This window comes from Streptomyces sp. NPDC016562 (assembly GCF_043076955.1).
GTDB lineage: Bacteria > Actinomycetota > Actinomycetes > Streptomycetales > Streptomycetaceae > Streptomyces.
Genome location: NZ_JBIBRZ010000004.1, coordinates 635,892 through 655,359, shown reverse-complemented (window position 1 = coordinate 655,359; position 19,468 = coordinate 635,892). Strand labels below are relative to the sequence as shown.

At 70.9% G+C, this 19,468-nt stretch carries 17 protein-coding genes and 4 tRNA genes; 8 read left to right on the top strand and 13 right to left on the bottom strand.

The annotated features are described in order from the left end of the window. The first annotated feature begins 10 nt into the window (after nt 1–10). A complete protein-coding gene (locus tag ACF059_RS21595) occupies nt 11–175 on the top strand; it encodes a hypothetical protein (protein WP_392059487.1) in 165 nt (54 codons plus the stop codon). Nucleotides 176–365: 190 nt separating this feature from the next. Here ACF059_RS21595 and ACF059_RS21590 read toward each other — a convergent pair whose 3' ends face one another. From ACF059_RS21590 to ACF059_RS21570, 5 genes are all read right to left on the bottom strand, one after another. Then, on the bottom strand, nt 366–2,648 hold the full coding sequence (locus ACF059_RS21590; RefSeq protein ID WP_392059484.1) for a DEAD/DEAH box helicase: 2,283 nt from the start codon (nt 2,646–2,648) through the stop codon (nt 366–368). Between the two features lie 292 nt (nt 2,649–2,940). Beyond that, nucleotides 2,941–3,489 (bottom strand): hypothetical protein, encoded by a 549-nt coding sequence (locus ACF059_RS21585; RefSeq protein ID WP_392059481.1) that lies wholly within the window; start codon nt 3,487–3,489, stop codon nt 2,941–2,943. 107 nt (nt 3,490–3,596) lie between these two features. Then, a complete protein-coding gene (crcB, locus tag ACF059_RS21580) occupies nt 3,597–3,971 on the bottom strand; it encodes a fluoride efflux transporter CrcB (RefSeq protein ID WP_392059478.1) in 375 nt (124 codons plus the stop codon). After that, on the bottom strand, nt 3,968–4,507 hold the full coding sequence (locus tag ACF059_RS21575) for a CrcB family protein (RefSeq protein WP_392059475.1): 540 nt from the start codon (nt 4,505–4,507) through the stop codon (nt 3,968–3,970). The genes crcB and ACF059_RS21575 overlap by 4 nt, the downstream gene beginning before the upstream one ends. Continuing rightward, nucleotides 4,504–4,854, bottom strand: coding sequence for a metallopeptidase family protein (locus tag ACF059_RS21570; RefSeq protein WP_030012899.1), 351 nt, complete (start codon nt 4,852–4,854; stop codon nt 4,504–4,506). The genes ACF059_RS21575 and ACF059_RS21570 overlap by 4 nt, the downstream gene beginning before the upstream one ends. A 126-nt stretch (nt 4,855–4,980) precedes the next feature. Between ACF059_RS21570 and ACF059_RS21565 the strand changes: the two genes are divergently transcribed. From ACF059_RS21565 to ACF059_RS21555, 3 genes are all read left to right on the top strand, one after another. Further along, a tRNA-Glu gene (locus ACF059_RS21565) sits at nt 4,981–5,053 on the top strand. 39 nt (nt 5,054–5,092) lie between these two features. Further along, a tRNA-Asp gene (locus tag ACF059_RS21560) sits at nt 5,093–5,166 on the top strand. Nucleotides 5,167–5,188: 22 nt separating this feature from the next. Then, nucleotides 5,189–5,265 (top strand) — tRNA-Phe (locus ACF059_RS21555). A 38-nt stretch (nt 5,266–5,303) separates the two neighbouring features. Here ACF059_RS21555 and ACF059_RS21550 read toward each other — a convergent pair. The 3 genes from ACF059_RS21550 to ACF059_RS21540 all read right to left on the bottom strand — a co-directional run bounded on the left by ACF059_RS21550 (nt 5,304) and on the right by ACF059_RS21540 (nt 7,359). After that, nucleotides 5,304–6,158: a cytochrome c biogenesis CcdA family protein gene (locus ACF059_RS21550; RefSeq protein ID WP_392059472.1), complete on the bottom strand. Its 855-nt coding sequence runs from the start codon at nt 6,156–6,158 to the stop codon at nt 5,304–5,306. Beyond that, nucleotides 6,155–6,898, bottom strand: a complete 744-nt coding sequence (locus ACF059_RS21545) for a DsbA family protein (protein WP_392059469.1) — start codon at nt 6,896–6,898, stop codon at nt 6,155–6,157. Before ACF059_RS21545 ends, ACF059_RS21550 begins: the two co-directional genes overlap by 4 nt. Nucleotides 6,899–6,966: 68 nt before the next feature. Continuing rightward, a complete protein-coding gene (locus ACF059_RS21540) occupies nt 6,967–7,359 on the bottom strand; it encodes a hypothetical protein (RefSeq protein ID WP_392059467.1) in 393 nt (130 codons plus the stop codon). A 110-nt stretch (nt 7,360–7,469) separates the two neighbouring features. On the opposite strand from ACF059_RS21540, the gene hrpA reads away from it, so the two are divergent. After that, entirely contained in the window at nt 7,470–11,393 is a 3,924-nt protein-coding gene (gene hrpA / locus ACF059_RS21535; protein ID WP_392059464.1) for an ATP-dependent RNA helicase HrpA, read from the top strand. 105 nt (nt 11,394–11,498) lie between these two features. Further along, nucleotides 11,499–11,572: transfer RNA gene (locus tag ACF059_RS21530), tRNA-Asp, on the top strand. A gap of 436 nt (nt 11,573–12,008) precedes the next feature. Here the strand turns inward: ACF059_RS21530 and bldC are convergent. Both bldC and ACF059_RS21520 read right to left on the bottom strand, forming a co-directional pair. Beyond that, complete coding sequence (gene bldC / locus ACF059_RS21525) at nt 12,009–12,215, bottom strand: developmental transcriptional regulator BldC (protein WP_003949541.1); 207 nt, start codon at nt 12,213–12,215, stop codon at nt 12,009–12,011. 578 nt (nt 12,216–12,793) lie between these two features. After that, entirely contained in the window at nt 12,794–13,648 is an 855-nt protein-coding gene (locus tag ACF059_RS21520; protein WP_392059461.1) for a hypothetical protein, read from the bottom strand. 204 nt (nt 13,649–13,852) lie between these two features. Here ACF059_RS21520 and ACF059_RS21515 point away from each other — a divergent pair, with 204 nt between their 5' ends. Continuing rightward, nucleotides 13,853–14,962 (top strand): Glu/Leu/Phe/Val dehydrogenase dimerization domain-containing protein, encoded by a 1,110-nt coding sequence (locus tag ACF059_RS21515; protein WP_360898996.1) that lies wholly within the window; start codon nt 13,853–13,855, stop codon nt 14,960–14,962. A 289-nt stretch (nt 14,963–15,251) separates the two neighbouring features. Then, nucleotides 15,252–15,512, top strand: a complete 261-nt coding sequence (locus ACF059_RS21510) for a DUF3073 domain-containing protein (RefSeq protein WP_366868905.1) — start codon at nt 15,252–15,254, stop codon at nt 15,510–15,512. Between the two features lie 85 nt (nt 15,513–15,597). On the opposite strand, the gene purM is transcribed toward ACF059_RS21510, so the two are convergent. The 3 genes from purM to ACF059_RS21495 all read right to left on the bottom strand — a co-directional run bounded on the left by purM (nt 15,598) and on the right by ACF059_RS21495 (nt 19,462). Further along, nucleotides 15,598–16,668 (bottom strand): phosphoribosylformylglycinamidine cyclo-ligase, encoded by a 1,071-nt coding sequence (purM, locus tag ACF059_RS21505; RefSeq protein ID WP_392059458.1) that lies wholly within the window; start codon nt 16,666–16,668, stop codon nt 15,598–15,600. Nucleotides 16,669–16,796: 128 nt separating this feature from the next. Next, nucleotides 16,797–18,314, bottom strand: a complete 1,518-nt coding sequence (gene purF / locus ACF059_RS21500; RefSeq protein ID WP_360898990.1) for an amidophosphoribosyltransferase — start codon at nt 18,312–18,314, stop codon at nt 16,797–16,799. A gap of 305 nt (nt 18,315–18,619) precedes the next feature. Then, nucleotides 18,620–19,462 (bottom strand): META domain-containing protein, encoded by an 843-nt coding sequence (locus ACF059_RS21495; protein WP_392059455.1) that lies wholly within the window; start codon nt 19,460–19,462, stop codon nt 18,620–18,622. Nucleotides 19,463–19,468: the final 6 nt, after the last annotated feature.

Sequence of the window (19,468 nt, the reverse complement as noted above, 5' to 3'; positions counted from 1 at the left end):
GCGCTTCTTCGTGGCCGACGTCGACGCCGGACGGATCCTGGACGCCAAGGCCGTGGCGCAGTCCGTGCTGTGGGGCTCCACCCTGTGGGCTCCCGAGGGCGACAAGGGAGTCGTGGCCGGGACCGAACTGCGGACCGGCCAGGTCACGCAGCGGGTCGACCTCGGTTCCGGTTGACGTCCCTTCGAGCTCAAGGTCAACGGTGACTGGTTCTACTCCCCTGTGCGCGGGGGTGGCCGCGGTCCGCGTCGCCATGCCCCACCGCAAAAGCCCGGGGGTCGTAGCAAGACGCGACAGGGCCCCCGCGGCCGGCTCGGTGCGAGCGGTCGTGGGGGCCCTGTCAGAGGTTCAGCTCAGGCGGCTGCGATCAGCCGTTGCGCTTCCAGCGCGGCTTGTCGTCGCGGCGGCCGCCGAAGGAGCCGGTGGAACCGGAGCCCGAGGGGCGGTTGTCGTCGCGGCGGCCGTACGGGCGGTCGCCGGCGCCGCCGGAGCGGAAGCCACCGGACGGACGGTCGTCGCGGTTGAAACCGCCGGAGGGACGGTCGTCGCGGCGGAAGCCACCACCGGAGGGACGGTCGCCACCGGAACGGAAGCCGCTGCCGGAGGTGCGGTCGTCACGGTTGTACGTGCCGTTGCCCGTGGCCGGACGGTCGCCGCCGCCGGAGCGGAAGCCACCGGACGGACGGTCGTCGCGGCGGAAGCCACCACGGTCGCCACCACGGTCATCGCGGTTGAAGCCACCCGAGGGACGGTCGTCGCGACGGAAGCCACCACCGGACGGACGGTCGCCACCGGAACGGAAGCCACCGGACGGACGGTCGTCGCGGCGGAAACCGCCACGGTCGCCACCACGGTCGTCACGGTTGAAGCCACCCGACGGACGGCCACCACGGTCGCCGCCGCGGTCGTCACGGCGGAAGCCGCCGCGGTCGCCGCCACGGCTGTCGCGGTCGCCACCACGGTTGTCGCGACGCTCGAAGTTGCCGCGGTCGTCGCGCTGGGCGCGCTGCTCCTCGCGGCGCTCCTGCGCGGCCAGTTCGGCGGCAGCGGCGGCAGCGGCAGCCGCGACCTCGGCCTCGGCGGCCTCGGTCACCTCGGCGACAGCGGCCTCCGGGTCCTCGCCGCGCTCACGGGCGGAACGGGCGACGAGGCGGTCGGCCTCCTCGCGCAGCTCCACGGCACGGCGCGACAGGCGCTCCAGCTGCTTGGTGAGCTCGGCGACCTCACGCTCGGCCTGCTTGGCGGCGTTGTTCGCGGAGTCGGCCTGGACCTCGGTCAGCGAACGCGCACCGGTGATCTCGGCGACCTCCGGCTCGAAGGCGCCGACGCCCTGGACGATGTGGCGCGTGGCGTCGACGCCCGCGTCCTCCATCAGGCGGAAGATCTGGCGGCGCTGGTGCGGCAGGGCCAGGGAGACCACGACGCCCGACTTGCCGGCACGGGCGGTACGGCCCGAGCGGTGCAGGTAGTCCTTGTGGTCGCCGGCCGGGTCCACGTTCAGGACGAGGTCGATGCCGTCGACGTGGATGCCGCGGGCGGCGACGTCGGTGGCGACGAGCGCGTTGACGTAGCCGTCCTTGAAGTCGGCGAGGACGCGGGTACGGGCACCCTGCGTCATGCCGCCGTGCAGCGCGTCGGCCTTCACGCCGGCCTCGACGAGCTGCTCGGCGATGCGGTCGGCGCCCAGCTGGGTGCGGACGAAGATGATGGTGCGGCCCTTGCGGGCGGCGATAGCGGCCGTGACCGGCGCCTTGTCCTTCGGCTTCACGACGAGGACGTGGTGCGTCATGGTCGTGACGTTGCCCTGGGCGCTGTCGACCTCGTGCGTGACCGGGTTGGTCAGGTAGCGCTTGACCAGGGTGCCGATCTCGTTCTCCATGGTGGCGGAGAAGAGCATGCGCTGGCCGCCGCCGGGGATCTGGTCGAGCAGCTCGGTGACCTCGGGCAGGAAGCCCAGGTCGGCCATCTGGTCGGCCTCGTCGAGGACCGCGACCTGGACGTTCGCCAGGGAGCAGGCACCACGGTTGATGATGTCGCGCAGACGGCCCGGGGTGGCGACGAGGACGTCGACACCGCGCTCCAGAGCGAAGATCTGGTTGCTCATGGAGGTACCGCCGCAGACGACCTTCATCTTCAGGCCGAGCACGTCGCCGTAGGGCTGGAGCGCGTCCGCGACCTGCATCGCGAGCTCACGGGTCGGCGTGAGGATGATCGCGCGGGGCTTCTTCTTCTCGGTGTGGCCGCCGGCCAGCGAGGCCAGGGTCGGCAGACCGAAGGAGAGGGTCTTGCCGGAACCGGTGCGGCCACGGCCGAGGATGTCCTTGCCGGCCAGGGCGTCCGGGATGGTCGCGGCCTGGATCGGGAAGGGGGCGGTGACGCCGTTCTGGGCGAGCTTGCGCACGATGCCCTCGGGCAGACCGAGGTCGCCGAAGGTGATCGTGGGCTCCGCGTCAGCGTCAGCGTCGTCGTCGAAGTCGGTGGTGGAGTCCTCGAGGGACCCGTCGGTGTTCACGTCGGCCTCGAGGGCCTCGATGATCTCGTTCGCCTCAGCGGCCTCGATGGCCTCGGTGACCGCAAGGGTCTCGGCGTCGACGATCTCGTTGGAGTCGTTCTCGGGCATGACGGAACGGTCAGAACTGGAAATGGACATGCGAAATGCGAAACCTTCCGGAGTCTCGGCACGCGCCCAAACTCCGTGAATCGCAAATCGACCGCCTCAATGCGGTCAGCCACGGCTAGGGAGAGTACGCGCCACACGGCGCTCTTCGGATTCGGCGCCGGGCAATGGGATCAAACGATCTATAACCATACGCACCCTCCCCCGGGTCTGGCAAATCGTTCCAGCAATAAGCTTCTGACCTGCGGTGATGGCGGTGATGGCGGGGACCCGCAGCGCCCGCGACTCGCGCCCGGGAGCCGTCCGGCCCCGCCTGAGCCCCGCTCTAGGGCGCCGGCTGGGTGCTCGGCTCGGGCTGCGGAGTCGCCGTCGGCGGAGTGGGTTCCGTCACAGGAGGCGTCGTGGCCGGCGGCTGCGGAGTCGGGCTGGCCGACTGCTGCCCGCCACCCGAGCCGCCCGGCCCACCCGAGCCGCCGGAACCGCCGGAACCACCCGAACCGGAGCCCCCGGAACCGCCCGGCGGCACCTGGGGGCCCTGTCCGCCCGCGCCCCCGCCCGGCCCCGCCGACGGCACGGGCACGCCCGGAGCCCCGCCCGGCGCGCCCGGGCTGGGCGAGGCCCCGGTCGCCCCGGAGGCCTTGCCGTCCTCCTTGGGCTTGCCGTCCTGGGTCCCCGTACCGTCCTTCGCGCCGTGGCCGTTGCCGTGGACCCCGGAGTTCCGCCCGGCTGCGGAGCCCGCGCCCGCCGCGGCGCCGGCCCGGCGGTCCGCCGAGGAGGAGGGCCCGGGCTTCGCCGCGTCCTCGCCGACGCTCATGCAGCCGGCCGTCGCGGCGACCGCGAGCGCGGTGACGGTCAGTCGGAGGGAAGCGGACAACTGGCGCACGGGGGCACCTCCGGAGCCTGAGGGCGGGGATGAGGCCGATCGGTCCGCATGAGCGGGTCAATGTCTCCAACTCCCTTTGACCCGTAAGGGACACGCCTTCACGCGAACAGCTGCTCAGCCACCTGCGACCCGAGGTGTACGGACCCCAGCCCGACCAGGACCGACGCCGCCGCGTTCGCCGCCGCCAGGAACGTCCAGCCCCGCTCGGCCAGCCGCAGCGTCTCGTACGAGAACGTCGAGTAGGTGCTCAGCGCCCCGCACAGCCCGGTCCCCAGCAGCAGCTCCAGCCGCGAGGAGGCGGCCCCGGCCAGCACCGCGCCGGTCAGCACCCCCAGCACCAGGCAGGCGGCCGCGTTGACCACGAAGGTCCCCCAGGGGAAGACGGAGTCGTGGCGCAGCTGCACCGCACGGTCCGTCAGGTAGCGCAGGGGTGCGCCGACGGCCGCGCCCACCACCACGAGGAGCCAGTTCACCGCGGCGCCCGCCCGCTCCCCGTCGTCCCAGACCCGCGCCCCGTCCCGCGCCCGCGCCCCCGCACCGCCCGCCGCGTCACCGACGCCGCCGCCCACACCGCGCCCAGCGCCGCCACCACCGTGAGCCCGGCGTACGCCAGCGCGGTCCCCGCCTCCCCCTCGTCGAGGAGCCGCGAGAAGTCCACGGCGTAGGTGGAGAAGGTGGTGAACCCGCCGAGCACCCCGACCCCGGCGAAGGGCCGCAGCAGCGGGTGCGGCGCGACCCGGCCGCCCTCGCTGATCAGCACCATGAGGACGCCGATGAGTGCGCAGCCGGCCACATTGATCCAGAAGGTCGCCCAGGGGAAGGCCCCGGGCCCGGCCGGCCACAGCAGGCCGGCCCCGTACCGCGCCGAGGCCCCGACCGCGCCGCCCGCGGCCACCGCCGCGAGCACCCGGCCCTGCGGCTCGGCCCGCTGAGCGGGGACGTGCAGGTCGACGTCCGGGTCGATGGCCTCCGCGGAGACGGCCCGCGCGTCGGGGAGCGGCCCGGTCACCCGTACCCCAGGGCGTGCAGCCGCTCGTCGTCGATCCCGAAGTGGTGGGCGATCTCGTGCACCACGGTGACCTCCGTCTCCGCGACCACGCTCTCCCGGTCCTCGCACATCCGCAACGTGGGGTTGCGGTAGATCGTGATCCGGTCGGGCAGCACCCCGGCGTACCACTCGCCGCGGTCCGTCAGCGGGGTCCCCTCGTAGAGACCGAGCAGCTCGGGGTCGTCGGCGGGCGGTTCGTCCTCGACGAACACCGCCACGTTGTCCATCAGCCGCGTCAGCTCCGGCGGGATGCGGTCCAGGGCCTCTGCGACGAGCTCTTCGAACTCCTCGCGCGTCATCTCCAGCACCGGGCCATTGTCCCTCCGGCAGGGGCCCCTCCCCCGAGTGGGGCGAAACCGTTTTGGCGATAGCTCCCCTGATCCCATATGCTTCTCACGTCCCCGACGCGCTGAGAAGTGCCCGGCGGGCCTTTAGCCCTCATCGTCTAGTGGCCCAGGACGCCGCCCTTTCAAGGCGGTAGCACGGGTTCGAATCCCGTTGGGGGTACGCATTACCGTGTGCGAGACTTGTTCTCGCACGCTGCAAGGTCCTGTGGAGCAGTTGGTTAGCTCGCCACCCTGTCAAGGTGGAGGTCGCGGGTTCAAGTCCCGTCAGGATCGCTGAAGCCGGAAACGGTTTCGTGGCTGGGTAGCTCAGTTGGTACGAGCGATCGCCTGAAAAGCGATAGGTCGCCGGTTCGACCCCGGCCCCAGCCACCATCAAGAAGGCCCCGTCCCTCGGACGGGGCCTTCTGTGGTTACTCCCCCTCGGTCACCGTCCCGGTCTCGGGCGCCGTCCGACTCTTGCGGCGCCACTGCACCAGGCCCACGGCCACCGCCCCCGCCGCGACCAGCCCGAGCAGCGCCCAGTCCGGGACGCCGCCGGCCACCGACCGGACCCGCTCCTCCACCGCGAACGAGTCGTCCACGTCCAGCAGCCCCGGCAGCGCGCTCGCCCCGTCGAAGGCCAGGAACAGCGCCCCCAGGGTGATGAAGAACAGCCCGGACAGCAGGGAGGTGGTGTGCAGCTCGAAGCGGCCCAGCGTGAAGGGCCGCCCGCGCAGCCAGCGCCGCCGACCCAGCTCGAACCGCTCCCACAGCAGGGCCAGCAGGAACAGCGGCAGGGCCATCCCGAGGGCGTAGACGGCCAGCAGCAGGCCGCCGTAGACCGGGCTGCCGCTGACCGCCGCCACCGTCAGGACGCTGCCCAGGATCGGGCCGGCGCAGAAGCCCGCCAGCCCGTAGACCGCGCCGAGCGCGTACACCGACAGGGCGGTGGTCGGCCGGATCCGGCCCGACAGCTCCGAGAGCCGCTTCGGGGCGAAGCCGAGGCCCAGGATCTGCGCGAGCCCGAGCGCGATGATCAGCCAGCCGCCGGCCAGGACGAGCTGGTCGCGGTTGCCGTGGAAGAACCGCCCGGCGTACGAGCCGGCCGCCCCCAGCGGTACGAGGGTGCTCGCGAGGCCCGCGTAGAAGATCCCGGTACGGGCCAGCAGGCGGGAGGTGGAGTCGATCGAGTAGGCGAAGAAGGCGGGCAGCAGCAGGGCGCTGCACGGGCTGAGCAGGGCGAGGAGGCCGCCCAGCAGGGCGGCCAGGTACCCGATGTCGGTCACTGCTTCGCCGCCGCCTCGGCCTGGGCGATCGCGGTGGTGAAGGCGTCGAGCGGCTGGGCGCCGGCGATCGGCTTGCCGTTGACCAGGAATGACGGGGTGGAGGTCACGCCGATGCGGTAGCCCTCGTCCTGGTCCTTCTTCAGCGCCGCCGCGGCCTGCTCCCCGGCCATGTCCGCCGAGAAGCGCTCCAGGTCGGGCACGCCGGCCTGCTGCGCGAGCTCGACCAGGCGCGGCCCGGCGAAGCCCTTCTCCTTCGCGCCCTCGGCGTACGCGGCCGCGTGGAACTGCTCGAACCGGTCCTGCTGCCCGGCCGCCCAGGCGGCCTTCGCGGCGGCCTCGGAGTCGGCGCCGAAGATCGGGAAGTTGCGCCACTCGATGCGCAGGGTGCCGTTCTCGACGTACTTCTTCACCAGCGCGGGCTCGGTGTCCCGGGCGAACTTCCCGCAGTAGCCGCACTTGAAGTCGGAGTACTCGATGAGCACGACGGGCGCGTCGGCGCGGCCCACGGCCAGCTTGTCGCCCGGCTCGCGGCGGGCGAGCGCCTTGAGCGCCGCGGCGGGGTCGGTACGGGGCGAGGCCGCGGCGGAGGAACCGCCGGAGCCCTTCTCGGCGGGGGCGGTGGCCTGCCAGGACACGATGCCGAGGGTGACGGCGGCGATGGCCACCCCGGCGCAGTAGAGGAGGGGCTTGCGGCGCGACGAGGAGGAAGAGGAAGAAGGGGAGGAAGGGGACGGGGACATGCGGGAGCTCCAGAGCTGCGGGTCGATACGGGAAGGAGGTGGCCCGGCGGATGCGGGCGGCGGTCCTCCTAGACCCGCATCACGGACAGCTCCACCGGCCCGGGCACCGGCCGGTCCGGCCCCCGTACGAGGGCCCGTACGGGCGTCTCCCCGCCGGTCCGCACCCCCGCGGGCAGCGCCCGCGCCACCGGCAGCAGGCCGTGACCGGCCCCGGCCCGCGCCGGCAGGGCGGGGACCTCGCCGAGATCAGGCGCCCCCGGAGCGCACGCAGGCCCGCGGTGGCCGCCAAGGGCCGCATGAGCGGCGGGCCGGTCCGTCGGGGAGGCGTCGGCCCGGGCCGTCACCGCGACGCTTCCCCCAAGGGCCGGGCCCGGGGCCGCCGGGGCGGCGAAGCCCAGGAGCACCGCCAGCACCGCCAGCACCGCCGGCACAGCGCAGCGCAGGAGGCGGGGGCGGGACACGTGGGCTGCCTCTCACTCGTACGGCCGAGGGACTCGTCCCGAAATGGTACGGGTCGGCCCGACAAATGCGTTCGCCACCCGGAGGGACCAGGTGAGATCCTCGATCAGGTATGTCTACTTCCTTCGCCGCCCTGCAGACGCTTCTCGGTGAGATCTCCCTCCGTGACGCGCACCGCCTCGGCCGCCGCCTTGAGGGCGCCCGCCGTATCCGCAAGCCCGAGGCCAAGCAGGCCGTGCTCGACGAGATCGCCGCGGAGGCCGCGAAGGCCGCCGAGCGACTGGCCGGCCGCGCCTCGCGGATGCCCGAGGTCACATATCCCGAAAACCTCCCCGTCAGCCAGAAGAAGGACGAGATCGCCGAGGCGATACGCGACCACCAGGTCGTGATCGTCGCTGGTGAGACGGGGTCCGGCAAGACCACGCAGATCCCCAAGATCTGCATGGAGCTGGGCCGGGGCGTCCGGGGCATGATCGGGCACACCCAGCCCCGCCGCATCGCCGCGCGCACCGTCGCGGAGCGGATCGCCGAGGAGCTGAGGTCCGAGATCGGCCAGACGGTCGGCTGGAAGGTCCGGTTCACCGACCAGGTGGACCAGGACGCGACCTTCGTCAAGCTGATGACCGACGGCATCCTGCTCGCCGAGATCCAGACGGACCGCGAGCTGCGGGCCTACGACACGATCATCATCGACGAGGCCCACGAGCGGTCCCTGAACATCGACTTCCTGCTGGGCTACCTGGCCACGCTGCTGCCCAAGCGCCCGGACCTCAAGGTGGTCATCACCTCCGCGACCATCGACCCGGAACGGTTCTCCCGGCACTTCGGGGACGCGCCGATCGTCGAGGTCAGCGGGCGGACGTATCCGGTGGAGGTCCGCTACCGGCCGCTCCTGGAGGACGACTCCGAGGACGCCGACCGCGACCAGATCACCGCGATCTGCGAGGCCGTGGACGAGCTGCAGTCCGAGGGACCGGGCGACATCCTGGTCTTCCTCTCCGGTGAGCGGGAGATCCGCGACACGGCGGACGCGCTGAACAAGCGCAATCTGCGCTTCACCGAGGTGCTCCCCCTCTACGCCCGTCTCTCGCACGCCGAGCAGCACCGGGTCTTCCAACAGCACACCGGGCGCCGGATCGTCCTCGCCACGAACGTCGCCGAGACCTCCCTGACCGTCCCGGGCATCAAGTACGTGATCGACCCGGGCACCGCCCGCATCTCCCGCTACAGCCACCGCACCAAGGTGCAGCGCCTGCCCATCGAGCGGATCTCGCAGGCCAGCGCCAACCAGCGCAAGGGCCGCTGCGGCCGCACCAGCGACGGCATCTGCATCCGGCTGTACTCCGAGGACGACTTCCTCTCCCGTCCGGAGTTCACGGACGCCGAGATCCTGCGCACGAACCTGGCCTCCGTCATCCTCCAGATGACCGCCGCCGGCCTCGGCGAGATCGAGAAGTTCCCCTTCATCGACCCGCCGGACCACCGCAACATCCGCGACGGCGTCCAGCTCCTCCAGGAGCTCGGGGCACTGGACCCCTCGGAGAAGGACCCCAAGAAGCGGCTCACGCAGATGGGCCGCCAGCTCTCCCAGCTCCCCGTGGACCCGCGCCTGGCCCGCATGGTCATCGAGGCCGACAAGAACAACTGCGTCCGCGAGGTCATGGTCATCGCGGCGGCCCTGTCCATCCAGGACCCGCGCGAGCGGCCCTCGGACAAGCAGACCCAGGCCGACCAGAACCACGCCCGCTTCAAGGACGAGACCAGCGACTTCCTCTCGTTCCTGAACATGTGGCGCTACGTGCGCGAGCAGCAGAAGGAGCGCGGCTCGTCCTCGTTCCGCCGGATGTGCAAGCAGGAGTACCTGAACTACCTGCGGATCCGCGAGTGGCAGGACATCTACTCGCAGCTGCGCACGGTCGCCAAGGGCATGGGCATCCACGTCAACGAGGCCGACGCCCCCGAGCAGGTCATCCACGTCTCGCTGCTGGCCGGTCTGCTCTCGCACATCGGGCTGAAGGACACCGACAAGAACGAGTACCTGGGCGCGCGGTCCGCCAAGTTCGCGATCTTCCCGGGGTCCTCGCTGTTCAAGAAGCAGCCGAAGTTCGTGATGTCGGCCGAGCTGGTGGAGACCTCGCGGCTGTGGGCCCGGGTGAACGCCAAGGTCGAGCCCGAGTGGGTGGAGCCGCTCGCCCAGCACCTGATCAAGCGCACGTACAGCGAGCCGCACTGGGAGAAGGACCAGGCGGCCGTGATGGCGTACGAGAAGGTCACGCTGTACGGCGTGCCGATCGTCGCGCAGCGCAAGATCAACTACGGCCGGATCGACCCCGAGGTCTCGCGCGAGCTGTTCATCCGCAACGCGCTGGTCGAGGGCGACTGGCGCACGCACCACAAGTTCTACGCGGACAACCGCAAGCTCCTCACCGAGGTGGAGGAGCTGGAGAACCGGGCCCGGCGCCGCGACATCGTGGTGGACGACGAGACCCTCTTCGACTTCTACGACCAGCGGATCCCCGAGCACGTGGTCTCGGGGGCGCACTTCGACTCGTGGTGGAAGCACAAGAAGCGCGAGGAGCCCGAACTCCTCGACTTCGAGCGCGAGATGCTGCTGACCGAGAAGGCGGCCGGGGTCACCAAGGCCGACTACCCGGACACCTGGCGCCAGGGACAGCTGAAGTTCCGGGTGACCTACCAGTTCGAGCCGGGTGCGGACGCGGACGGCGTGACCGTCCACATCCCGCTCCAGGTGCTGAACCAGGTCACCGACGAGGGCTTCGACTGGCAGATCCCGGGGCTGCGCCAGGAGGTCGTCACCGAGCTGATCCGTTCGCTGCCCAAGCCGATCCGCCGGCACTACGTGCCCGCGCCGAACTTCGCGACCCGCTTCCTGGACACGGCGGTCCCCCTCCAGGAGCCGCTGCCGGTCACCCTGGCGCGCGAGCTCCAGCGGATGGTCGGCGTCCCGGTCTCGGCCGAGGACTTCGACCTCAGCCGGATCCCCGACCACCTGAAGATCACCTTCCGGATCGTCGACGAGCGCCGCAAGAACCTCGCCGAGGACAAGGACCTGGAGGCCCTGCGGCTGCGTCTGAAGCCCAAGGCCCGCCAGGCCTTGTCCAAGGCCGCCGCGGCCACCGCCGAGCGCGCGGGCGGGGAGTCGCTGGAGCGCAGCGGCCTGACCGACTGGACCATCGGCACGCTGACCAAGGTCTTCGAGACCCGGCGCGCGGGCCAGCCGGTGAAGGCCTACCCGGCGCTGGTGGACGAGGGCGCGTCCGTGGCCGTACGGCTCTTCGACACGCAGGCCGAGCAGGAGCAGGCGATGTGGCTGGGCACCCGCCGGCTCATCCTGCTGAACATCCCGGTGAATCCGGCGAAGTTCGCCTCGGACCATCTGACGAACCAGCAGAAGCTGGCCCTCTCGCGCAATCCGCACGGCTCCATCCAGGCGCTGTTCGACGACTGCGCCACGGCGGCCACCGACCGGCTGATCGCCGACCACGGCGGCCCCGCCTGGGACGAGGCGGGCTTCCGCAAGCTGTACGAGGCCGTCCGCGCCGACCTGGTCGACACGACCGTGCGCACGGTCGGGCAGGTCCAGCAGGTGCTGGCCGCCTGGCAGGCCTGTGAGCGCCGTCTGAAGGCCACGAGCAGTCTGGCCCTGGTCGCCAACGTCCAGGACGTCAGGACGCAGCTGGCGGCCCTCGTGCCGCCCGGCTTCGTGACGCTCACCGGGCTGCGCAGGCTGCCGGACCTGATGCGCTACCTGGTGGCGGCCGACCGGCGGCTCCAGCAGATGCCCACGGGCGCCCAGCGCGACACCACGCGGATGCAGAAGGTCCACGAGATGCAGGACGAGTACGCCTGGCTGCTGGAGCAGCTGCCGAAGGGGCGGCCGGTCCCGTCGGCGGTCACCGACATCCGCTGGATGATCGAGGAACTGCGCGTCAGTTACTTCGCGCACGCGCTCGGGACGGCGTACCCGGTCTCCGACAAGCGGATCGTGAAGGCGGTGGACGCGGCCGCCCCGTGACCCGCCCCGTGACCCGCCCGGTGACCCGCGGCGTGATCGGGTTCGACTGCACCCCCTGAGCTGCGGTACAGTCTGATTCGCAGCCGCCGAGCGGCCGCAAATCTAGGACCTGTGGAGCAGTTGGTTAGCTCGCCACCCTGTCAAGGTGGAGGTCGCGGGTTCAAGTCCCGTCAGGTTCGCAGAAACGTCAGGGCCCGCATCCCCCAGGGGATGCGGGCCCTGACGCGTTGACGGCTGCGGCGGCCGCGGCGGCCTGGCCGGGGGCCGCAGCGCAGGCCCCTTCGGAATCCCCCGATCGCATGACGCACCCCGCGAGGCGCGTCCCCATTACGGGGTGGATTACCGGATGTACAAGAGTGATCATCTGTGACGGGAGTCACCGCACGAGTTTTTGAGACTCCCACTTTTATCGCACCCCTACGCACACTCGATTTAATATGTGCAATGGCACCCTCCTCCGGGCATAAAAAAGATCGCGCTGGACCCGGCGGAGTCCAGCGCGATCAAACGACAGACGGACCTGTTGGGGCAGGTCCGGTCGCGTGAAGCTATGTGGGTTTCATCGGATTGGGGGACCCGATTCAGACCCGTTTAAAGCGGGGTGTTTACGCGACCTCAGGCCTCGCTGCGCTGCTGCGGAATTCCCGCGAGCAGTGCGCGAACCTCGGCCTCGCGGTACCGGCGGTGTCCACCCAGGGTGCGGATGGACGTGAGCTTGCCAGCCTTGGCCCAGCGGGTGACCGTCTTCGGGTCCACGCGGAACATCGTGGCAACCTCAGCCGGGGTCAGCAGCGGCTCGGCATCAGGGGTGCGAGCGGTCATGAGCGGCCTCCTCGGGAGAACCGAACCATCTCGGTTCTTTCCTCTAAATTCTGCACCTTGGCCCGCGTTGCCCGAAATGGACATACGCGGGCCGAGTCGGTTATAGGACGAACGGCTTGTCCTCGGCACTACAACTACACCATCCGTCCAGCCTCGACGGCCAAACCGACGGAATTGCCCTCCGAGGTGTTCATCAGCGGCGGAAGCCGATGGACCGTCCCATAACGGACAGTCACCCCACTGTGACGATCAGTCACAGAGCGATCAGGAGTCGTCAGACCCCCCGTAGAGCGCAATGCCGAGCATTCCGCCCTTAGTTGGGCGGAAGGAACCCTCCCCGGACTCCTTGTCCTATTTTGGCACGAGGGATGGGGAAGGGCGCAAGGGTGTGGTTAGTGCGGTCCGTCACCCTTGGGCCAATGGCCCGTATCGGGACGTAGGTCCTGGCACTACGTCCCGAATCTTACGGTCAGGGCTCTGATCAGCCAGTATGGCCTGATCGACCGATACGCGGCGGTACGTACGGCCCCTCGCCGGACCCCTTCGGACCCGATCTGGCCGTCTCGGTGATTTTCGGCCTAATTCGCGAAAAGTCGCTCCCGGACCGCCCGCCACCGCTCCGCGAGGTCCCCGTAGACCTCCGACGCCCGCGCCGGGTCCCCCGCCCGCAGGGCCGCGATGCCCGCCGCCAGGTCCCCCGCCGACCGGTCGGCCGCCAGCCGGTCCGCCGGCAGCGCGTGCAGCAGCCCCCCGTAGTCCAGTTCGACCATCGAGCGCGGGTGGAACTCCTCCAGCCAGCTCCCGACCTCCACCAGGCCCTCCGCGAGCATCCCGTACCCCTCGGCCTCCCGCAGGGTCCGCAGGGCCCGGGCGAGCCGCCGTCGCGCCTGCACCATCGGCGTCCGGTAGCGCAGCCGCTCGCCCGGCACGTAGTCCCGCTCCTCGTCGGCCACCAGCACGAACCAGCGCAGCGGGATCTGCCACACCCCCGTACGGATCCACGGGCGGGCGTCCGGGTTCCGCTCGCGCCAGCGCTCGTAGTCCTCGGCGGCCTGCCGTCGCAGGGCCGGCGGGAGCGCCGCGTCCAGGACCGGGCGGGGAAACGACTCGGCCAGCTCCTGCAGCGCCAGCCAGCCGCGCAGCCGGGTGCGCCACGGGCAGACCAGCAGCGTCCCGTCGACCTCCGCCGTGAACGCGTCCGCGCTCTCGTGCGCCGGCACCCCCACCACCGGGACCCGCACCACGTCGCGCAGCGAGCGGCGCAGTTCGTCCTGGGCGGTGGGGCACACCCCGCGCCGGGCGTACTCGGCCCAGTGCGCGCGCTCCGGCTCCGGAAAGGCCGTCAGGGGCTCGTAGACGCGCAGGTAGGAGGCGTAGGGGACGGCCGGCGCCGACCGCGCGGAGGGCAGCAGGGGATCAGGGGTTTCGCTCACGCCTGCTACCTCCCCCCTTCGGGGGCCCGGGTCACCTCAGGGCCGCTGCGAACCGCCTCCGGGCCTACCACGAACGGGGGCTCGTACGCTGGAAGAGTCCCGATCTTTGGACAGGCCGACTACGCGCGGCCCGGAGGTCTTACTCTGCTCCCAGCACGCCCTCCCCCACCCGCAGGGCGGGCGTCTTTCCGCCGCATCTCTTCCATGGGAGTCACCACCGTGACCGAAATGACCGACGGCGTCCTGCACACCCTGTTCCGTTCGGAACAAGGTGGCCACGAGCAAGTCGTGCTGTGCCAGGACCGAGCCTCCGGCCTGAAGGCCGTCATCGCGATCCACTCCACCGCCCTGGGCCCCGCCCTCGGTGGTACGCGCTTCCACGCGTACGCCTCGGACGAGGAGGCCGTCCTCGACGCGCTGAACCTCTCGCGCGGCATGTCGTACAAGAACGCCCTCGCCGGTCTCGACCTCGGCGGCGGCAAGGCCGTGATCATCGGCGACCCGGACGTTCTGAAGTCCGAGGAACTGCTGCTGGCCTACGGCCGGTTCGTGGAGTCCCTCGGCGGCCGCTACGTGACCGCCTGCGACGTCGGCACCTACGTGGCCGACATGGACGTCGTGGCCCGCGCGACCCGCTGGGCGACCGGCCGCTCCCCCGAGAACGGCGGCGCCGGCGACTCCTCGGTGCTCACCGCCTTCGGTGTCTTCCAGGGCATGCGCGCCAGCGCGCAGCACGTGTGGGGCGACCCGACCCTGCGCGGCCGCAAGGTCGCCGTGGCCGGGGTCGGCAAGGTCGGCCACTACCTGGTCGAGCACCTGCTGGAGGACGGCGCCGAGGTCGTGATCACGGACGTACGGGCCGAGTCCGTGCGCCGGATCCTCGACAAGCACCCGGGCAAGGTCACCGCGGTGGCCGACACCGACGCGCTGATCCGCGTGGAGGGCCTGGACATCTACGCCCCCTGCGCGCTCGGCGGCGCCCTGGACGACGTCACCGTGCCGGCCCTCACCGCCAAGATCGTCTGCGGTGCGGCCAACAACCAGCTCGCCCACCCGGGCATCGAGAAGGACCTCCAGGACCGCGGGATCCTCTACGCCCCGGACTACGTGGTCAACGCGGGCGGCGTGATCCAGGTCGCCGACGAGCTGGTCGGTTTCGACTTCGACCGCTGCAAGGCCAAGGCGACGAAGATCTTCGACACCACCCTGGAGATCTTTGCTCGCGCGAAGACGGACGGCATCCCGCCGGCCGCCGCGGCCGACCGGATCGCCGAGCAGCGGATGGCGGACGCCCGCGCCGCGCGCGCGGTCTAGGCACCTCCCGGGCTCCCGGGTGCGCCCGCCGGGGTGCGGCGAGACGGAACTCACTGCACTTCGGCGGGTCGCGGGCCAGGAAAGGGTTAAAATCGCGGTTGACCAGCAAGGACGGGGCGCCTTGTTGGTTCTGCACCGGGGCGCGTCATGCGGGCGGCGTACCGTATGGCCGCGGAAGCAGGTACCGTTAAACCCCTACGGACGGTCTCTCCACGGAGAGCCCGCTCCGAACCATGAACGCGTGTCAGACTCTGGGGCCGTCGAGCCCCGTCACCGAGGGGGTCGAGCCATGGGGCGCGGCCGGGCCAAGGCCAAGCAGACAAAGGTCGCCCGCCAGCTGAAGTACAACAGCGGCGGGACTGACCTCTCGCGTCTGGCCAATGAGCTGGGCGCATCGCCGACGGATCCGCTGCCTGTCAGCGAACCGGTCGAAGTCGATGACGATCTGGACGACGACGACCCGTACGCCAAGTACGCGGAGCTGTACAACAGCGATGACGACGACGAGGACGAGGAGTCCGGTCCGTCGGCACAGCGTCGCGGCGCTTGACGCTTTCTCCAGAGCGTCTGCACAACAGGTTCACATGACTGAAACCCGGTCCAGGGCATAGCCCCGGACCGGGTTTCAGTGCTGCTCAGCTCGCGTAGGAACCGGTGAGGGTCGCGCCCTCGGTGTGGTCGCCGCGGTCCAGGATCTCGCCCGCGACCCAGGCGTCGACGCCCCGGTCCGCCAGCACGGTCAGCGCCACGTCCACCGACTCCTGCGGGACGACGGCCATCATGCCGACGCCCATGTTCAGGGTCTTCTCCAGCTCCAGCTGCTCCACCTGACCGGCCTTGCCGACGAGGTCGAAGATCGCGCCCGGGGCCCAGGTCGTACGGTCGACCGTGGCGTGCAGGTGGTCCGGGATGACCCGGGCCAGGTTCGCCGCGAGGCCGCCGCCGGTGATGTGCGAGTACGCGTGCACCTCGGCCGTACGGGTGAGGGCCAGGCAGTCCAGCGAGTAGATCTTGGTGGGCTCCAGGAGCTCCTCGCCGAGGGTGCGGCCGAGCTCCTCGACGTGCTGGTCCAGGGACATCCCGGCCCGGTCGAAGAGGACGTGCCGGACCAGCGAGTACCCGTTCGAGTGAAGCCCGGACGACGCCATGGCGATCACGGCGTCACCCGTACGGATGCGATCCGCGCCGAGCAGCCGGTCGTACTCGACGACGCCCGTTCCGGCGCCCGCCACGTCGAAGTCGTCCGGCCCCAGCAGGCCGGGGTGTTCGGCGGTCTCGCCACCGACCAGGGCGCAGCCGGCGAGGACGCAGCCCTCGGCGATGCCCTTGACGATGGCGGCGACGCGCTCGGGGTGGACCTTGCCGACGCAGATGTAGTCGGTCATGAAGAGCGGTTCGGCACCGCAGACGACGATGTCGTCCATGACCATCGCGACCAGGTCGTGGCCGATCGTGTCGTACACGCCGAGCTGGCGGGCGATGTCGACCTTGGTGCCGACTCCGTCGGTGGCGGAGGCGAGCAGCGGGCGCTCGTAGCGCTTGAGGGCGGAGGCGTCGAAGAGGCCGGCGAAGCCGCCGAGGCCGCCGAGGACCTCGGGGCGCTGCGTCTTCTTCACCCACTCCTTCATCAGCTCGACGGCGCGGTCTCCCGCTTCGATGTCCACGCCCGCGGCTGCGTAGCTGGCACCGGTGGTCTTCTCTGTCATGACAGGGAGAGCTTTCGTGTCGTTACTGCGGGTGGTGCGGGGTCCTGGCACAAGGTGCGAAACAGGACCCCGCGCAGGTGGAGCGAGGGGTACGGGCCCCCGGACGGGCCTTGGGCACGGATCGCCGGCTACGGGCGACGGAGCGCGTCGGCGGCGTCCGTGCCACCGGCCAGCTCGGTCTCCAGGAGCTGCTTGCCCAGGAGCTGCGGGTCCGGGAGGTCCATCGGGTACTCGCCGTCGAAGCAGGCACGGCAGAGGTTGGGCTTCTGGATGGTGGTCGCCTCGATCATCGCGTCGAGCGAGATGTAGGAGAGCGAGTCCGCGCCCAGGGACGTGGCGATCTCGTCGACCGACATGCCGTTGGCGATCAGCTCGGCCCGGGTGGCGAAGTCGATGCCGAAGAAGCACGGCCACTTCACCGGCGGCGAGGAGATCCGGATGTGGACCTCCGCCGCGCCGGCCTCGCGGAGCATCTTGACCAGGGCGCGCTGGGTGTTGCCGCGGACGATCGAGTCGTCGACGACCACCAGGCGCTTGCCCCGGATGACTTCCTTGAGGGGGTTGAGCTTCAGCCGGATGCCGAGCTGGCGGATCGTCTGCGAGGGCTGGATGAAGGTCCGGCCGACGTAGGCGTTCTTGACCAGGCCGGAGCCGTACGGGATCCCGCTGGCCTCGGCGTATCCGACGGCGGCGGGCGTGCCGGACTCCGGCGTCGCTATCACCAGGTCGGCGTCGACCGGGGCTTCCTTGGCCAGGCGCCGGCCCATCTCGACACGCGAGAGGTAGACGTTCCGGCCGGCGATGTCGGTGTCCGGGCGCGCCAGGTAGACGTACTCGAAGACACAGCCCTTGGGCTTTGCTTCCGCGAACCTGGAGGTGCGCAGGCCGTTCTCGTCGATCGCGATGAGCTCGCCCGGCTCGACCTCGCGGACGAAGCTGGCGCCGCAGATGTCGAGGGCGGCGGTCTCACTCGCGACCACCCAGCCGCGCTCCAGGCGGCCGAGGACCAGCGGGCGGATGCCCTGCGGGTCACGGGCGGTGTAGAGGGTCCCCTCGTCCATGAAGACCAGCGAGAAGGCGCCCTTGACCTGAGGCAGGACCTTTGCGGCCGACTCCTCGATGGTCAGGGGCTTGCCGTCGTCGTCGGTCTGTCCGGCGAGCAGGGCGGTGACCAGGTCGGTGTCATTCGTGGCGGCCACCTGGGTGGCACGGCCGTCCTGACGGGGGAGGTCGGCGACCATCTCGGCGAGCTCGGCGGTGTTCACCAGGTTGCCGTTGTGACCCAGGGCAATGGAGCCGTGGGCGGTCGCGCGGAAAGTGGGCTGCGCGTTCTCCCAGACGGAGGCGCCAGTGGTCGAATAGCGGGCGTGACCGACCGCGATATGACCCTGGAGCGAGCCGAGAGAGGTTTCGTCGAAGACTTGGGAAACGAGGCCCATGTCCTTGAAGACGAGGATCTGGGAACCGTTGCTCACAGCGATTCCCGCGGACTCTTGTCCGCGGTGCTGCAATGCATACAGTCCGAAGTAGGTGAGCTTGGCGACCTCTTCACCCGGAGCCCAGACACCGAAGACGCCGCAAGCGTCCTGGGGGCCCTTTTCGCCGGGGAGCAGGTCGTGGTTGAGTCGTCCATCACCACGAGGCACGCTTCGAGTGTAGGCGAGATCGACCACTGGTCCGAATTGGGGACGGCCGGGAAATGTCACAGCACACAGGGTGACGGATCACCCCTCGTTCGGTACCGAATCGCTCGTAGATTCCTACAGTCGCTGTCGCCGCGCACGCCCTGTGGGTCACTCTCCGTTCCCGTCCGCGCGCGCCAACGGGCCAGCGTGACCGCCTAGGTGCGCGCATGCAGGGGCCTTGTGTCTTCGTACGAAGCCCACGCGGCTCGGTGTCCCCTCCTCAAGGGGGTCCCAAGGGCGTTTTCCGGCCGCCTGGAAGGGCCCGTTCACTCCACTGTGGAGACCGCCACGGCGGTCAGACCGCTGCCGTCGGGGGCGGTGAGGGTGAGGGTCTGACCCTGGATCCGCCACGTGAGCGGGCCGCGGGCGAACAGGGCGGTCAGGGCCCGCTCCACCTCGCCGGCCGGGCCCTCGCAGGCCATGCGGGTGGAGGTGACCGGGCCGAAGGTGAGGGTGGCCGCCTCGACCGTGGCCTTGGCGCTGAACCGGTTGCAGCCCAGCACTCCGCTCGCCGCGCCGTCGGCGGCGAGGGTGAAGCGGGCCCGGCCGGCGGCCTCGGCGGGGACGGAGGACACCGTCCCGCCGCTGATCAGCGCGTCGACCTTCCATTCGGTGGTGGTGAGCGGCGCGTCCGCGGCCGGAAGCCGTGCGGTCATGGCGATGGTGCTCCCGTCGGCGGTCTTCAGGGTGAGCCGGTCGGGGCCCCGGTCGAGGGTCAGGCGGCCCGTGAAGAGCCGTGCGAACTCGGTCTCGAAGCCGAGGTCCTTGCAGGCCATGGCCGTGGTGAAGCCGGGGGTGACGGTCAGCGCGCCAGGGCCGGCGAAGGCGACCGCGGCCTGGAAGGCGTTGCAGCCGTAGTTGCCCGAGGCCTCGTGCTGCCCGAGGTCGAGGCGGGCGGACTCGGGCGCGTGCAGGGTGCGGCCGCCGGTGGTCAGCGACTCGACGGTCCAGGAGCCGGTGGCGTCGGGGAGCGTGCGGGACCCGTGCTCCTCGGCCTGACCGCACGCGGCGAGGCCGAGCAGGAGGGCCGGTACGAGGGCCGGTACGAGGGCCTGGCGCAGGGCCGGGAGCGGGGCCCGGCCGGTCGGAACGTGCCGCAGGGTACGCATACCGTT

Coding starts and splice junctions, on each gene's coding strand:
- hrpA (WP_392059464.1), top strand. CDS start 7,470: ATGTCTACTTCCTTCGCCGCCCTGCAGACGCTTCTCGGTGAGATCTCC.
- bldC (WP_003949541.1), bottom strand. CDS start 12,215: ATGACCGCTCGCACCCCTGATGCCGAGCCGCTGCTGACCCCGGCTGAG.
- ACF059_RS21545 (WP_392059469.1), bottom strand. CDS start 6,898: ATGTCCCCGTCCCCTTCCTCCCCTTCTTCCTCTTCCTCCTCGTCGCGC.
- purM (WP_392059458.1), bottom strand. CDS start 16,668: ATGACAGAGAAGACCACCGGTGCCAGCTACGCAGCCGCGGGCGTGGAC.
- ACF059_RS21510 (WP_366868905.1), top strand. CDS start 15,252: ATGGGGCGCGGCCGGGCCAAGGCCAAGCAGACAAAGGTCGCCCGCCAG.
- ACF059_RS21590 (WP_392059484.1), bottom strand. CDS start 2,648: ATGTCCATTTCCAGTTCTGACCGTTCCGTCATGCCCGAGAACGACTCC.
- ACF059_RS21495 (WP_392059455.1), bottom strand. CDS start 19,462: ATGCGTACCCTGCGGCACGTTCCGACCGGCCGGGCCCCGCTCCCGGCC.
- ACF059_RS21515 (WP_360898996.1), top strand. CDS start 13,853: ATGGGAGTCACCACCGTGACCGAAATGACCGACGGCGTCCTGCACACC.